Below are 14,629 nucleotides of genomic sequence, written 5' to 3'. Positions count from 1 at the left end.
GGCCGCGCGTCGCAGGCGCCCGCCCTCGAAGGGGGGCGCTCTCCGAGGGATCGGCGGGGCAGGGTGGGCGCTTTGCTAGAATTCGCGCCCCGCCTCGTCGGATTCGCTGGTCCATGATCGTGCTCGAGGGCCTGCCGGCCCTGTCCGCCTTCCGCCTGCAACGCCTCCGGGCCGAGTGCCAGGCGATCCATCCCGCGGTCGAGGTGCTGGGCACCCACCACGTCTACCTGATCCAACCCCGCGACGGCGCCGCCATCGACACCGGCGCGGTCGGGGCCATCCTCGAGGGCTGCATCGCGACCACGCCGACGCCGGCCGGCGCGGTCAGCCGCTTCGTGGTGCCGCGCCTTGGCACGCTGTCGCCCTGGGCCAGCAAGGCCACCGAGATCCTGCGCGGTGCCGGTCACGCCATCGCCCGCGTGGAGCGTGGCCTGCGCATCGATCTCGCGAACTGGCCGTCCGATGCCGACGCCGCGCGCCGCCTTTCGCGGGCGCTGCACGATCCGATGACGCAGTCGTTCGTGGCGACGCTCGACGAAGCCGAAGCCCTGTTCCGCGTGCCGCCGAAGGGCGCCGTGGAGCACATCGCTCCGGCGGCGCTGCCGGCGGCGAACGGCCGCCTCGGCCTCGCGCTGTCCGAGGACGAGATCGCCTACCTGCAGGACGCCTACACCCAGCTGGGCCGGCCGGCGACGGACGCCGAACTGATGATGTTCGCGCAGGCGAACTCCGAGCACTGCCGGCACAAGATCTTCAACGCCAGCTGGACCATCGACGGCGAGGACCAGACCCACTCGCTGTTCAAGATGATCAAGGCGACGCACGCCGCGACGCCGCAGTTCACGCTCACGGCCTACGCCGACAACGCCGCCGTGGTCGAGGGCCACCCGGGCCGCCGCTTCCGCCCCGACCTTGCCAGCGGCGAGTACGTGGCCGAGCCGGTCGCCGACAGCGCGTACTGCATCAAGGTCGAGACCCACAACCACCCGACGGCGATCTCGCCCTTCCCGGGCGCCTCCACCGGCGCCGGCGGCGAGATCCGCGACGAGGGCGCCACCGGCCGCGGTGGCAAGCCCAAGGCCGGCCTGACCGGCTTCACCGTCTCGCATCTGCGCATCCCCGGTGCGGCGCAGCCGTGGGAACAGCCCCGCGCGCTGAACCCGCGCATGGCTCCGGCCTTCGAGATCATGCGCGACGGCCCGCTGGGCGCGGCGGCGTTCAACAACGAGTTCGGCCGCCCGGCCCTGGTCGGCTACTTCCGCAGCTTCGAACTGCCGACGGAAACGCCGGGCCTCGTCCGCGCCTACGACAAGCCGATCATGCTGGCCGGCGGCCTGGGTGCCATCGACCGCGTCCAAGTGAAGAAGCTGGGCCTGCGCGACGGCGACCTCGTCATCGTGATCGGCGGCCCGGCGATGCTGATCGGCCTCGGTGGCGGTGCGGCCAGCTCGCTGGCCAGCGGCCAGAGCAGCGAGGACCTCGATTTCGCCTCGGTGCAGCGCGACAACCCGGAAATGGAGCGCCGCGTGCAGGAGGTCATCGACCGCTGCGTGGCGCTCGGTGCCGACAACCCGATCCGCGCCTTCCACGACGTCGGCGCCGGCGGCCTGTCGAACGCCATCCCGGAACTGCTGCACGACGCCGGCCTCGGCGGCCGCATCCAGATGGCGACGATCCCCAGCGACGACCCGTCGCTGTCGCCGATGCAGCTGTGGTGCAACGAGTCGCAGGAGCGCTACGTGCTGGGCATCGCGCCCGAGCACCTCGCGGCCTTCGACGCCATCGCGAAGCGCGAGCGCTGCCTGTACGCCGCGGTCGGCGTGGCGACGGCCGAGGAGCGCCTCGTGCTCGAGGACGCCGACGGGTCGCGCCCGATCGACCTGCCGATGAACGTGCTGTTTGGCAAGGCGCCGAAGATGCACCGCGACACCGCCCACGTGGCGGCGACGCGCTGGCCGAAGCTCGACACCGCCGCGCTCGATCTGCGCGAGGCCGGCCTGCGCGTGCTCGCGCATCCGACGGTGGCGAGCAAGAGCTTCCTCATCACCATCGGCGACCGCAGCGTCGGCGGCCTCACCGCCCGCGACCAGATGGTCGGCCCGTGGCAGCTGCCGGTGGCCGATGTCGCCATCACGCTCACCGATTTCCACGGCTTTGCTGGCGAAGCCATGGCGATGGGCGAGCGCACGCCGCTGGCGCTGATCGACCCCAAGGCCTCCGCGCGCATGGCGGTCGGCGAAGCCATCACGAATCTTGTCGCGGCCCCCATTGCCTCGATGGAGGAAGTGAAGCTCTCGGCCAATTGGATGGCCGCTTGCTCGCACCCCGGTGAGGACGCCGCGCTGTTCGATGCGGTGAAGGCGGTAGGCCTCGAGCTCTGCCCCGAACTCGACCTGTCGATCCCGGTCGGCAAGGACTCGCTGTCGATGCAGGCGCAGTACGCCGTCGACGGCAGCCCGCAGAAGTCGGTCTCGCCGGTCTCGCTGATCATCACCGCGTTCGCCCGCGTGGCCGACGTGCGCGCGCAGCTCACGGCCGACCTGAAGCGCGGCGTCGATTCCGAGCTGTGGCTGATCGGCCTCGGCGCCGGCAAGAAGCGCCTCGGCGGCTCGATCCTCGCGCAGTGCTACAACGCCTTCGGCGGCACCGCACCCGACCTCGACGACCCGCAGCGCCTGAAGGATTTCGTCGCGCTCATCAACGAGGCGCGCGAGGACCAGTTGCTCTTGGCGTACCACGACCGCAGCGACGGCGGTGCTTTCGCCACGCTGTGCGAGATGGCCTTCGCCGGCCACGTCGGCCTCGACCTCGCGCTCGACGGCTGGGGCGACGACCCGTTCCGCACGCTGTTCGCCGAAGAGCTCGGGGCGGTGGTGCAGGTGGCGGTCGAAGACCGTGCCGCCTTCGCCGACCTGGTCGAGCGCCATGGCCTCACCGAGTGCGCGCAGCGCGTCGGCAAGCCCGCCAGCGCGCCGCGCGTCCGCGTCAACGACGACGGGAAGACGCTGGCCGAGTGGACGTGGACCGAACTCTTCGACGCCTGGTGGGCCACCAGCCACGCCATGCAGCAGCGCCGCGACGACCCCGGCTGCGCGGACGAGGAGAAGGAGGCCCGCCGCCGCTTCGACGACGCTGGCCTGAACCCGAAGCTCAGCTTCGAGCCGCAGGACGACATCGCGGCGCCGTTCATCAACACGGGTGTGCGCCCGCGCGTGGCGATCGTGCGCGAGCAGGGCGTCAACGGCCAGATCGAGATGGCGGCGGCGTTCGACCGCGCCGGCTTCACCGCGGTCGACGTGCACATGAGCGACCTGATCGAAGGCCGCCTGCGTCTCGACGGCTTCAAGGGCCTCGCGGCCTGCGGCGGCTTCAGCTACGGCGACGTCCTGGGCGCCGGCCGCGGCTGGGCCACATCCATCCTCACCCGCGACGCCTTGCGCGAGCAGTTCGCCGCGTTCTTCGCGCGGCCGGACAGCTTCAGCCTCGGCGTCTGCAACGGCTGCCAGATGCTGGCCCAGCTCAAGGACCTCGTGCCGGGCGCCGAGCACTGGCCGCGCTTCGTCCGCAACCTGAGCGAGCAGTACGAGGCCCGCGTGGCGCAGGTGCTCGTCGAGGACTCGCCCTCGGTGCTGCTGAAGGGCATGGCCGGCTCGCGCATCCCCATCGTGGTCTCGCACGGCGAAGGCCGCGCGTGTTTCAGCGACGAGGCCCATCGCACGGCGGCCGCCGTGGCGATGCGCTATGTGGACGGCGAAGGCCGCGTGACCCAGGCCTTCCCAGCCAACCCGAACGGCTCGCCGGACGGCATCGCCGGCCTCACCTCGCGCGACGGCCGCGCCACCCTGATGATGCCGCACCCGGAGCGCGTGTTCCGGACCGTGCAGCTCAGCTGGGCCCCGGCCGGCTGGGGCGAAGCGTCGCCGTGGCTGCGGCTGTTCCGCAACGCCCGGGCCTTCGTCGGCTGAACGAGAGCGAGGGGCGCGCCCGCGTGATCGCGGTCACGCGCCCCTGATACCCTTGGGCGATGGCTGACACCGACGCCCCCGCCCCCCCCGACAGCGGCCTCGACACCGACTTGGACGCCCGCATCGCCGCGGCCCTCGTGGCTCGTGGCCGGCTGAAGGACGCCGATCTTGTCCGCGCCGAACGTCTGCGGGCGGAAACCGGCGGTGGCTTGCCGTCGCTGCTGGTGAAGCTCGGCATGGTGTCGGAGCGCGACATGGCCGACACACTGGGCGACGTGCTCGGCCTGCCGCTGATGGCGGCCAAGGATTGCCCGGAGGGTCCGCCGGCCGGCGTGGCGCTGTCGCTCAAGTTCCTGAAGCATCACGCCGTCTGCCCGGTGGGCGAGGACGCGCAGAGCGTCACCATCCTCTGCGCCGATCCGCAGGACGCCTACCTCGCCGATGCCGTGCGGCTGGCGACTGGCCGCGAGGTGAAGCTCGCCGTCGGCCTGCGTTCCGAGATCAGCGATCTCGTCGAGCGCTACTACGGCCAGGGCCGAAGCGCGCTCGGCAGCATCGTCGAGGATGTGGGCGAGGAATCGCGCGAGGAGGACGACGTCGAGCACCTGCGCGACCTCGCCTCCGAGGCGCCGGTGATCCGCCTCGTGAACCTGCTGATCCAGCGCGCGGTCGAGACGCGCGCATCGGACATCCACATCGAGCCGTTCGAAACGCGGCTGAAGGTGCGCTACCGCATCGACGGCGTCTTGATCGACGCCGAGAGCCCCCCGGCCGCGCTGACCGCGGCGGTGATCTCGCGCATCAAGATCATGGCCAAGCTCAACATCGCCGAGCGCCGCCTGCCGCAGGACGGCCGCATCATGGTGCGCGTGCAGGGCAAGGAGCTCGACCTGCGCGTCAGCACGGTGCCGACGCAGCACGGCGAGAGCGTGGTGATGCGACTGCTCGACCGCGAGTCCGTGGTCTTCGACTTCCACCAGCTGGGCTTCACCGACGAGTTCCTGCCCCGGTTCATGAAGGTACTCGACCAGCCCCACGGCATCCTGCTGGTCACCGGCCCCACCGGCTCGGGCAAGACGACGACGCTGTACACCGCGCTGTCGAAGCTCAACACCGACGACGTCAAGATCATCACCGTCGAGGACCCGGTCGAGTACCAGATCGAGGGCATCAACCAGATCCAGGCGAAGGCGCAGATCGGCCTCGACTTCGCGACGGCGCTGCGCAGCATCGTCCGCCAGGACCCCGACATCATCATGATCGGCGAGATGCGCGACCTAGAGACGGCGAAGATCGCCATCCAGTCGGCGCTCACCGGCCACCTCGTGCTCAGTACGCTGCACACCAACAGCGCGGCCGGCGGCATCACCCGCCTGCTCGACATGGGTGTCGAGGACTACCTGCTGACCTCGACGATCAACGGCATCCTCGGCCAGCGCCTGGTGCGCCGCCTTGAGCCGACGCACGCCGAGCGCTACGAGGCTTCGCCAGAAGAGATCGAGAAGTTCGGCCTGCGCCGCCTGCAGCCGGAAGGAACGATCCACCTGTACCGCCCGAAGCCCTCGGCGCTGACGCCCACGGGCTACCTCGGCCGCACGACGATCATGGAATTCCTCGTTGTCGACGACGCCATCCGCAAGCTGGTGATGCAGCACGCCACGAGTGTGGAGATCGAGCGCGAGGCCCGCGCCCGCGGCATGCGAACGATGTACGAGGACGGGCTCGCCAAGGCCCTCGCGGGCCAGACGACCATCGAGGAAGTGCTGCGCGTGACGGAAGAGGCTTAGGTCGCGTGGCGCTGTTCCGCTACAAGGCCCTGAGCGCTGCCGGCGAAGCCCTCGCCGGCACGATGGAGGCCGCGCGTGCCGAGGACGTCGTCGCGCGCCTGCAGGAGCAGGGCCACCTGCCGCTGGACGTCGGCACCTCGCTGGAGGAGGGGGCGGGCGCCGGGCTCGCGACGCTATTCCGCAAGAAGGCGCTCGATGACGCGGCGGTGCTGCAGTTCACCCAGCAGCTGGCGACGCTGCTGGGGGCCGGGCAGGCGCTGGACCGCGCGCTCGGCACCTTGCTGGAACTGCCCGACAACCCGCAGAGCCGGCGCGTGATCGAACGCATCCGCGACGCCGTGCGCGGCGGCTTGCCGCTGTCGGCCGCCCTCGAACAGCAGCATGGCCTGTTCTCGCGGCTCTACGTGAACCTGGTGCGCGCGGGCGAAGCCGGTGGCGGCCTGCAGGTGGCGCTGCTGCGGCTCGGCGAATACCTCGAGCGCGCCGCGGCGCTGAAGGCGCAGGTGATCTCGGCCCTGATCTATCCGATCCTGCTGCTGGTGATGGTGCTGGCGGTCTGCGCGCTGCTGCTCGGCGTGGTGGTGCCGCAGTTCAACGACCTGCTGGCCAGCACCGACGTCGTGCTGCCGTGGTACACCCAGCTGGTGCTGGGCAGCGGCATGCTGCTGCGCAACTACGGCCTGTACGTTTTCGTCGCGGGCGCGGTGGCCCTGCTGCTCGGTGCCCGCCACGTCCGCCAGCCGGAGCCGCGTGCGCGGCTGGATGCCTGGCTGCTCGGCCGACCGCGCATCGGCGAGCTGCTGGCCCGCTACGAGACGGCGCGCTTCGCCCGCACGCTGGGTACGCTGCTGGGCAACGGCGTGCCCTTGCTGAACGGCCTCGGCATCGCCCGCCAGGTGATGGACAACCGCGCCCTCGGGGCCGCGCTGGAGCGCGCCACCGACGAGGTGAAGACCGGCCAGGGCCTCGCCTTCGCGCTGTCGCGGACGAAACGCTTCCCCCGCCTCGCGGTCCAGATGGTGCAGGTGGGCGAGGAGTCCGGCGAACTGGGCGCGATGCTGCTGAAGGTGGCCGACACCTTCGACGCCGAAACCCAGCGCGCCATCCAGCGGGCGCTGGCCGCGCTGGTGCCCGTCATCACCGTGCTGATGGCGCTGCTGGTCGGCGTCGTGATCATGGCCGTGCTGGTTCCGATCTACCAACTCACGAGTTCCGCAGGAGTGTTGTGATGCGCTTGACGTCCCCCCGCCTCGCCGCCCGTTCGCAGTCGGGCTTCAGCCTGATGGAGATCCTGATCGTCGTCGGCATCATCGCCGCGATCATGGCGTTCGCCGCCAGCCAGATCTTCGGTGGCAAGGACCAGGCCAACGTGCGCCTGACCCAGACGCAGCTGGAATCGCTGGCGGCCAAGGTCGAGCAGTACCGCATGGACACCGGGCAGATCCCGTCCTCGCTGGACGCGCTGGTCACCAACCCGGGCGCCAGCGGTTGGCTGGGCCCGTACGTGCGCAAGACCGAAGACCTGCAGGACGCGTGGCGCCGCCCCATCCAGATCCGCGCGCCCGGTGCGAACGGCGAGTTCGAGCTGGTGAGCCTCGGCAGCGACGGCAAGCCCGGCGGCGACAGCACCGCCGCGGACCTCGTCAAGCCCTGAGGCGGGCGGACGTCGCGTGATCCGATGAAGGCCCACGGATGAAGCACGCGACGCGAGCGGCCGGCTTCACGCTGATCGAGGCGCTGGTGGTGATGGCGCTGATGGCCACGGCCTTCGCGCTGTTCGCCGGCGCGCTGGTCGGCGCGCTGCCCGGCCAGCAGTTGCGCGATGCCACGCATCGCCTCGCCGCCGAGATGCGCGCCACCCGCGCGCGTGCGGTGGCGACCGGCATCGACCAGAGCTTCGTCATCGACACGCAGGCGCGCACCTGGCGCAGTGGGGCCAGCGATGCGTTCATCGATGCAGTCGCCCCGACCGCGGGAATGACGCCAGGTGCCTTGCCGCACAGCGGTGCACGTCGCCAGGGCGAACTCGACGACGTCCTCGCGCTGGGGGCCACGGTGGCGCGCGAGGAACAGCCCGGTCCCGGCCTCGCGGCGATCCGCTTCTTCGCCGACGGCAGCAGCACCGGCGGGCGCGTGGTCGTCCGTCGTGGCGATGCGGCATGGCGCGTCGACGTGAACTGGCTGACCGGCGCCGTGCGCGTCGAGCGCGGCGAGGGCGGACGATGAGCGCCCGGTCGCGCACGTCCCGTCGCGTCGCGGTCACGCGCCAGCGCGGTTTCACGCTGCTTGAAGTGCTGCTGGCCTTCGCGCTCCTGGCTGGGGCGGCCGTGCTGCTGCTGTCGATTCTCTCGAACGGCCTGCGCGATGTCGCCGATGCGGAGCGCCATGGCGAAGCGGCCCTGCATGCGCGCAGCCTGATGGACAATTTCGGACGCATGGAACGCCTGCGGCCCGGCGGCCGGAGCGGTCAACTCGACGATGGCCGCTACCGCTGGGCGCTCGAGGTGCAGCGCGTCGAGGATCCGTTGCCGGCCGCGTTGCCGCTTCCGGGCGAGGCGGTGCCGGGGCCCGGCGCGGACGGGATCGTCGACGCCGCAGAGCCCGTGCTCTACCGCCTCGACCTGACGCTGCAGTGGGGCGAGGGCGGGCCGAGGCAGACCTTCCGCACGTCGACGCTTCGCGCGCTGTATCCGCTGCCGGAGGACCGGTGAGGGCGCGGGGGTTTTCGCTGCTGGAAATGCTGGTCGCCGTGGCCTTGCTCGCCACCGGACTCGCCCTGGCGTTCGGCATCGCGCAGGGCAGCGTGCGTGCGTCCACCTCGGCCGAGCGAGTGGCCGCGCACAGCGACCGCGTGCGCACGGTCCATGGGTTCGTGCGCCGGCAGGTCGCCGCCGCGTTGCCGCAGCCGATCGACCCGGAGGCCGGCTTCGAGGACATCCGCCTGCTCCGGCTGTCGTCGGATCGCCTCGAGTTCATCGGCGAGATGCCGGGCTACCTCGGTCGCGGCGGCCCCTACCTGCAGGTGCTGCGCCTGCAGCGCGGCGCGCGCGGGACGGCCCTGATGTTCGAACATCGACTGATGACGCCGGAGGGGCCGCTTGCTGCGGAGCGCCCGGCGGAGGTGCTGATCGACGGCCTCGCCGAGGCCCGCTTCAGCGCACGGGCCTTCGGCCCGGACGGTCGCCCGGAGGCCTGGGCCTCGGAGTGGACGCGCCTCGGCCAGCTGCCCAGCCAGGTGCGCTTCACCGCGCGATTCGCCGAGCCACGGCTTCGCTTCCCCGACCTCGTGGTGCCGCTGCGCTACAGCCTGTCCGGCGCCACCGGGGCCCTGCCGGAGGCCGCGCGCCGCGACACCGGCGGCGAGGGTGGGCAATGATCGTCCTGAGCGTGTGCAGCGGCGGTTCCCGCCACCAGCGCGGTATCGCATTGATCGTGGTGATGTGGCTGCTGGTCCTGCTGGCGGCGATCATCGGGTTGTTCGCGCTGAATTCGCATGCGGAGGCCGTACAGGCCTCGGCGGTGCGCCAACGTGCCGAGCTCGACCATGCGGCGGAGGCCGGCATCGAGGCGGTCGCCGCGCGGCTGTTGGCCGTGGATGCGCGCCGCCGCCCCGTACCCGATGGTCGTGAAACGCACTTCGCGTTCGGCAACGGCATCACGGTGACCGTGGCCGTCACCGACGAAAGCGGCAAGGTGGACCTCAACGTCGCCGACGCACTGCTGTTGCAGCGCCTGTTCGAGGCCACTGGCGTGGCCAGCGACGAGGCCGCCCGGCTGGCCGGTGCCATCGTCGATTGGCGTGATGCCGATGGGCTCGTCAGCGCGGCGGGCGGCGGCGAAGAGCGTGACTACCGCAGCGCCGGCCTGCCTTACGGTCCCGCCAACCGGCCCTTCGCCCAGGTGTCTGACGTCCAGCGCGTGCTCGGCATGCGGCATGCGTTGTACCGGCGCGTGCGGCCCTATCTCACCGTCTACACCGGCCTCGCGCAGCCCAACCTCGCCTTCGCGGGCCGCCCCGTCCTGGTCGCGATGGGCCTCGCACCGCCCGTGATCGAGCAGGTCCTCGCGGCCCGCGACCGCGTGCAGCCCGGCCTGCCGCCGCCGCCCCTGCCCGGTGGGATCGTGCTCGCTGCCGGCGGCACCGGCACGTATAGTGTTTCGAGCCGCGCCGCGCGTGCTGACGGGCCCAGGGCCGAACTCGAAGCCACCGTCCGGGTCGGCGCGGGGGGCTTCCTCGGCCAGGTCTACACGCCGCTGGCATGGCGCTACGGACAACAGGACTGATGGCCACACCCCCCGCTGCCAATCCCCCGTGGGACACCCTGCGCCTCCGCTGGGCGGCAAGCCCCATCCCCGCGGCGCTGTCGCGCTGGTGGGGAGAGCTCGTCGAGCTGCTTCCACCGTCCCTGGCCCGCCTGTGGTTTCCACCGGCGCGTCGGCTATGGCTCACGCTCGACGCCGGGGTCCTGCATCCCGTCGAGGAAGCGGGCCGGGATCGGGTGGTCATGCCGCCCGTTCCGTTGGCCGACGGCGAGGGCGCCGTTCTGCTGGCCGCCAGCCTCGAACGCCGGGGCGTCGACGGTGAACTGTGGCTGGCGCTCCCTGCCTCGCAGGCCCTGGTGCGGACCCTGTCGCTGCCCTTGGCGGCGGAGCCGCAGCTCGAGGGCGTGCTGCGCCATGAGATCGACCGCCAGACCCCCTTCAGCGCCGACCAGGTGGTGCATGCCGCGCACGTGGTGTCGCGCCATCCGTCCGAGGGGCAACTGCGTGCGGAGTTGGTGGTCGTCCCCAAGGTCGCGCTCGAGGCCGCCTTGGCCAGCCTTGGCCCGCTGGCGGCCCGCCTTTCCGGCGTGGACGTCGATGACGCCGCGCATCGCGCCGGCCGTCGCCGCAATCTCCTCCCGGTGGCCCAGCGCCTTCATCGGCCCGACCGCGACGCACGCGTGCGCATCGTGGTGGTCGCTGTCGCCGCTGCCGCCCTGTTGGCCGCGGGGTTCGTGACGCTCGGCAACCGCGAGCGCGCCCTGGCCGGCCTGGAAGCGCAGCGCGACGCCGCCTTCGGCACCGCGCGCCAGGCCCGCGCACTGCGCCTGCAGCTCGATGCCGGCGCGAGCGCCGCGAACTTCCTCGCCGAACGGCGTGGCACGCGTCCGACCATGCTCGAAGTGCTGGACGACCTGACGCGCCGCTTGCCGGACGACGTCTACCTGCAGCGTTTCTCGGTCGAGCAGGGCCGGGTGACGCTCAGCGGTGCGGCCCGCTCTGCAGGCAGCATCGTCGCCACGCTGCAGGGTTCGCCCTACCTGAAGGGCCCGGCGCTGGCCGGTGCCGTGCAGCAGGATCGGAGCACCGGACGCGATGGCTTCACCGTCGTCGCCGAACTCGTTCCGGGAGGTCGCGATGCGCCGAAGCCTTGAGCGCCTCCGCCCGCTGCTGTGGCTGGGCATCGCCGCTGTGCTCGGCTATGGCCTGCTCGTGCACTGGTGGTGGACCGTGCCGATGCTGGCGCTGGGCGACCAGATCGCCGAGGTGCGCGACGAGGAGCTTGGTCTCCGCATGGAGGGCGAGCAGATCCCTCAACTGCAAGCCCGGCTGGCCGAGGTGCGTGCGGCGGAGGCAGCGAACCCGGGCTTCCTCGCCGAGCCGAACAAGGATCTCGCCACCGCGGCGCTGGTGCAGCGGCTGGAGGCCGAGGTGCGTCGCGTGGCGCCCAACCCGGTGGCCTGCGAAGTGGTCTCGCGCACGCCGCTCGAGGCGCAGGGCAGCGAGCCTTACCCGCGCGTAACCGTGCAGGTGCGCCTGCGCTGCGACGCCGCGATGCTCGGGGCGCTGCTCCACGGGTTGGAAAGCGGCAGCCCCCAACTGTTCATCGACAACCTCGCTTTCAACAGCATGGCGGCCTATTTCGGCGCAGGACAGAGCGCCACCGACAGCCGCGTCGATGCCGTGTTCGATCTCTACGGCTACTTGCGCCCCACGGCACCGACGCCCGAGGGCGATCCGAATGCTTGATGCGCTGCGTCCCGCCACCTGGCTTTGCGGTGCCGTCGCCGCGTGGAGCCTCGGCCTGCTCCTGTTGGCGATCGCCGGCCTCGGCGGCCGGGTCGGCCCTCACCCGGCCGATCCATCCCTCGGCCCGCCGATCCCGGAACTGCGCCTCAGCGAGAGCGCGCAGCGCCTCGGTGCCGCGACCGACTACCTCGCCGTCGGCGAGCGGCCGCTGTTCAATCCGGACCGCCGCCCCGCGTCGGTCGCCATCGTCAGCGACGAACAGCAGGCCCCGTTCAATGGCGTCCTCACCTCGGTGCTGATCACCGACGCGCTGCGCTTGGCGATCTTCAGCGAAGAGAACGGCCAGGTGAGCAAGCGCGTGCGTCTGGGCGACACGCTGCCCGGCACCGCCTGGCGGCTCGCTTCGCTCGAGCCGCGTCGCGCGGTGCTCGAGGGCCCCGAGGGACAGCGCGTGCTCGATCTGCGCGTCTTCGACGGGCAGGGCGGTGCCGCGCCGACGCCGGTCTCGGTGATCACCGAGGACAAGCCGGACCGCCCGGGCATCCCGGCGGGCGCGGGCCAGCCCGGCGCGTCGAACCCACCCAACCTCCTGCAGCAGGCGTCCCAGGCCAGCGCCGAATCGCAGCGCAGTGCCGCCGACCAGGCGCAGATCGACGCCATCCGTGCCCGCATCGACGCGCGCCGTGCCCAACTGGCCGAGCAGCAGGCCAAGAACAACAACGCCCCCGTGGCCGAGCAATGACCGACATGACCCCCAAGCGCCTCCTGCTCGCCGCCGCCGTGATGACGGCCCTGGCCGGCTGCGCCACGACGCCGGTGCCCGACATCGCGCGCAATCCCGATCCGGCGACCATGCCGACCATCGCGCGCAATGCCGATGGTGAGGCGATCGGCGGCCCCTCCGCCGCCGGCCAGCCCGACCTCACGCCGGGCAGCGGTATCGTCATCAACGAGTCGCTGGCCGCGCAGGCGCCGCCCCAGCTGCCGGAAGGCGGCGAGGCCACCTTCAATTTCGAGGGCGAATCGCTGCACGCGGTGGTCAAGGCGGTGCTGGGCGACCTGCTGCAGCAGAATTACGTGATCGCACCGACCGTGCAGGGCACGGTGACGCTGGCCACGCCTCGGCCGGTGAGCCCCGCGCAGGCACTGTCGCTGCTCGAAATGGTGTTGGGCTGGAACAATGCCCGCCTCGTCTGGAACAACGGCCGCTACGCGATCCTGCCCGCCGACCAGGCCGTGGCCGGCAACCTTTCGCCGCGCACCGGCGGCACCGCGGACGCGCGGGGCTTCGAGCTGCGCGCGGTGCCGCTGCAGTACGTCTCGGCCGTCGAGATGGAGAAGCTGCTCAAGCCCTACGTGCGCCAGGGGGGCGTGGTGCAGACCGACGCCGCCCGCAACCTGATCGTCCTCTCGGGCAGCCGCAGCGAGCTCGAGAACTACCTGCGCACCGTACGCATCTTCGACGTCGACTGGCTGAAGGGCATGTCGGTCGGCGTGTTCCCGATCCAGAGCGCCGAGCCTGAGAAGATCGTCACCGCGCTGGAACGCGTCTTCGGCCCGGAGAGCGGCACGCCGCTGGCCGGCATGTTCCGCTTCCTGCCGGTGGAAGGCAGCAACTCGATCATCGTCATCACGCCGCAGCGCCAGTACCTGCAGAGCGCGCGCGAGTGGATCGAGAAGCTCGACATGGCCGGGGAGGGCGCGCGGCTGTTCGTCTACGAGGTCAGGTACATGAAGGCGCAGGACCTCGCCTCGCAGCTGGGCACGGTGTTCGACGCCAGCGTCAGCAGCAGTGGTGGCGACGGCGGTGCGTCGATCTCGCCCGGCCTGACGCCCGTGGAGCTGGGTGCGGTGTCGCGCGAGGCCGGGCAGATCTCCCAGCCGGCGGCGTCTGGCGGCGGTGGCGCCGCGACCGGTGGCGGCAGCGGCGGGTCTGGCATCGGCATCAGCGCCATCGAGGAGAGCAACGCGTTGATGGTGCGCGCCAGCCCGGCGCAGTGGGAGTCGATCCGTCGCGCCATCGAGCGCCTCGACGTGATGCCCGCGCAGGTGCACATCGAGGCGCAGGTGCTGGAGGTGACGCTGCAGGGCAACCTCAGCTACGGGGTGAACTGGTACTTCGAAAACGCCATCCCCGGCAGCCTCGCCGGTGCCCTGAGGCCCGGTCGCAGCAGCCTCGGCCTGGTCGGCGCGTCGGTCGCGCAGGGGACGGACGGCACCTCGTCGGTCGGCGCGACCTTCACGTCGAGCGACGCGGTCGCGGTGGTGAACCTGCTGGAGCGCGAGTCGGACGTCCGCGTGCTGTCGACCCCCTCGCTGTTCGTGCGCAACAACGCCGAAGCGTCCCTGAACGTCGGCCAGAGCCTTGCCGTGGCAAGCACCAGCTTCAACCCCGGCACGGGGACCACCCCGGGCAACAACACCATCAGCAGCGTGCAGTACCTCAGCACCGGCACGAAGCTGAAGGTGAGGCCGCGCATCGGCGGCGACGGTATGGTGTTCCTCGAGATCGAGCAGGAGATCAGTTCTCCCTCGGACGATGCGGGCGCCGGCGGCAATCCGAACGTCAACCAGAGCACGGTGACGACCGAAGCCATGGTCCGCGACGGGGAAACGGTGATGCTGGCGGGCCTGATCCGACAATCGGATGGCGATTCGAGCTCCGGCGTGCCGGGGCTCGCCCGCCTGCCGGTGGTCGGCGGGCTGTTCGGTACCCAGGGGCGCTCGCAGTCGCGCAGCGAAGTGATCCTGCTCATCACCCCTCGGGTGGTCCGCAGTGCGCAGGCCACCCGTACCCTGACCGACGACTACATCCAGCGCTTCCAGGGCATGGCGCCATTGCGCGCGCCCGGCGGCTGACCGCCC

General features: G+C 71.5%; 12 protein-coding genes. All 12 read left to right on the top strand.

Translation table 11 applies throughout. The annotated features are described in order from the left end of the window. Positions 1 to 113: 113 nt before the first annotated feature. Genes purL through gspD form a run of 12 tightly spaced genes read left to right on the top strand, consistent with a single transcriptional unit; the run spans position 114 to position 14,623 of the window. Positions 114 to 3,965 (top strand): phosphoribosylformylglycinamidine synthase, encoded by a 3,852-nt coding sequence (purL, locus tag ACYVAK_RS03290; RefSeq protein ID WP_461057938.1) that lies wholly within the window; start codon positions 114 to 116, stop codon positions 3,963 to 3,965. Between the two features lie 59 nt (positions 3,966 to 4,024). Further along, positions 4,025 to 5,752: a type II secretion system ATPase GspE gene (gene gspE / locus ACYVAK_RS03285; protein WP_461057936.1), complete on the top strand. Its 1,728-nt coding sequence runs from the start codon at positions 4,025 to 4,027 to the stop codon at positions 5,750 to 5,752. A gap of 5 nt (positions 5,753 to 5,757) precedes the next feature. Further along, positions 5,758 to 6,981, top strand: a complete 1,224-nt coding sequence (locus ACYVAK_RS03280) for a type II secretion system F family protein (protein WP_461057934.1) — start codon at positions 5,758 to 5,760, stop codon at positions 6,979 to 6,981. Beyond that, positions 6,981 to 7,406 (top strand): type II secretion system major pseudopilin GspG, encoded by a 426-nt coding sequence (gene gspG, locus ACYVAK_RS03275; protein ID WP_461057932.1) that lies wholly within the window; start codon positions 6,981 to 6,983, stop codon positions 7,404 to 7,406. Before ACYVAK_RS03280 ends, gspG begins: the two co-directional genes overlap by 1 nt. 38 nt (positions 7,407 to 7,444) lie before the next feature. Continuing rightward, the gene (locus tag ACYVAK_RS03270; RefSeq protein WP_461057930.1) at positions 7,445 to 7,978 is read left to right on the top strand and encodes a GspH/FimT family pseudopilin; all 534 of its coding nucleotides are present in this window, start codon (positions 7,445 to 7,447) and stop codon (positions 7,976 to 7,978) included. Beyond that, on the top strand, positions 7,975 to 8,463 hold the full coding sequence (locus ACYVAK_RS03265) for a prepilin-type N-terminal cleavage/methylation domain-containing protein (RefSeq protein WP_461057928.1): 489 nt from the start codon (positions 7,975 to 7,977) through the stop codon (positions 8,461 to 8,463). Before ACYVAK_RS03270 ends, ACYVAK_RS03265 begins: the two co-directional genes overlap by 4 nt. After that, positions 8,385 to 9,128: a prepilin-type N-terminal cleavage/methylation domain-containing protein gene (locus ACYVAK_RS03260; protein ID WP_461057926.1), complete on the top strand. Its 744-nt coding sequence runs from the start codon at positions 8,385 to 8,387 to the stop codon at positions 9,126 to 9,128. Before ACYVAK_RS03265 ends, ACYVAK_RS03260 begins: the two co-directional genes overlap by 79 nt. Further along, the gene (locus ACYVAK_RS03255; RefSeq protein ID WP_461057924.1) at positions 9,125 to 10,036 is read left to right on the top strand and encodes a type II secretion system minor pseudopilin; all 912 of its coding nucleotides are present in this window, start codon (positions 9,125 to 9,127) and stop codon (positions 10,034 to 10,036) included. Before ACYVAK_RS03260 ends, ACYVAK_RS03255 begins: the two co-directional genes overlap by 4 nt. Then, positions 10,036 to 11,169 (top strand): PilN domain-containing protein, encoded by a 1,134-nt coding sequence (locus ACYVAK_RS03250; protein WP_461057922.1) that lies wholly within the window; start codon positions 10,036 to 10,038, stop codon positions 11,167 to 11,169. The genes ACYVAK_RS03255 and ACYVAK_RS03250 overlap by 1 nt, the downstream gene beginning before the upstream one ends. Continuing rightward, positions 11,153 to 11,764: a type II secretion system protein GspM gene (gspM, locus tag ACYVAK_RS03245; RefSeq protein ID WP_461057920.1), complete on the top strand. Its 612-nt coding sequence runs from the start codon at positions 11,153 to 11,155 to the stop codon at positions 11,762 to 11,764. Before ACYVAK_RS03250 ends, gspM begins: the two co-directional genes overlap by 17 nt. Next, positions 11,757 to 12,506, top strand: a complete 750-nt coding sequence (locus ACYVAK_RS03240; protein ID WP_461057918.1) for a hypothetical protein — start codon at positions 11,757 to 11,759, stop codon at positions 12,504 to 12,506. Before gspM ends, ACYVAK_RS03240 begins: the two co-directional genes overlap by 8 nt. Then, the gene (gspD, locus tag ACYVAK_RS03235; protein ID WP_461057916.1) at positions 12,503 to 14,623 is read left to right on the top strand and encodes a type II secretion system secretin GspD; all 2,121 of its coding nucleotides are present in this window, start codon (positions 12,503 to 12,505) and stop codon (positions 14,621 to 14,623) included. The genes ACYVAK_RS03240 and gspD overlap by 4 nt, the downstream gene beginning before the upstream one ends. Positions 14,624 to 14,629: the final 6 nt, after the last annotated feature.

It is taken from the genome of Silanimonas algicola, from assembly GCF_054777375.1.
This window is presented reverse-complemented; position numbering and strand designations above follow the sequence as displayed.